The 556-nt window shown below is 48.9% G+C and carries 1 protein-coding gene; it reads right to left on the minus strand.

Annotated features, from left to right (window positions below; all coding sequences use genetic code 11):
- Positions 1 to 556: SDR family oxidoreductase (locus R7093_RS27285; protein WP_318147287.1), on the minus strand; the 556-nt coding region annotated here is incomplete at both ends.

The raw sequence follows: 556 nt of genomic DNA on the forward strand, positions 1-556 counted from the left end.
AGCTTTTCTGGCCAACCAATCCATTTCGCGGAAATTTCTTTTTCCAACATGGTGACAACGGGATTGGCAACAACTTGCGGCGAGTCCGTTTTGTTACCCAGGTGTCGATTCATTTCATTGACGGCATCGCTATTGAGTGAGGTTTCTGTCGCTCTTGGTGCCAAATACAGCGCACGGATTCCGGTTGCGAACAGCTCTCTGTCGAGCGATTCGGTAAAACGGTGCAACCCCGCTTTTGCCGCGCAATAGGAGGTATAGCCTGGGTAGCCAATTGAGCCGAATGTTGAACCAATATTGAGAATGACCCCAGGTTGCTTTAGCCACGTTAACGCCGATTGGCACAGCAGCATCGGCGCAACGAGATTGAGTTGGATTTCGTCTGCAATCTGCGTTGGTCGTTTGTGGCTTAACAACGAGAAATCGTTGCTGCCCGCATTGTTAATCAGTGCGTCCACTTTTTGATGTTGACGCGCTCGATCTTTAATCGCTGTTAATCCTTCTGATGAGGTGATGTCTGCAACGACTACATCATGACGTTCTGGATTTGACAGTTCAC

The sequence above is a fragment of the Vibrio sp. 1580 genome (assembly GCF_033340055.1).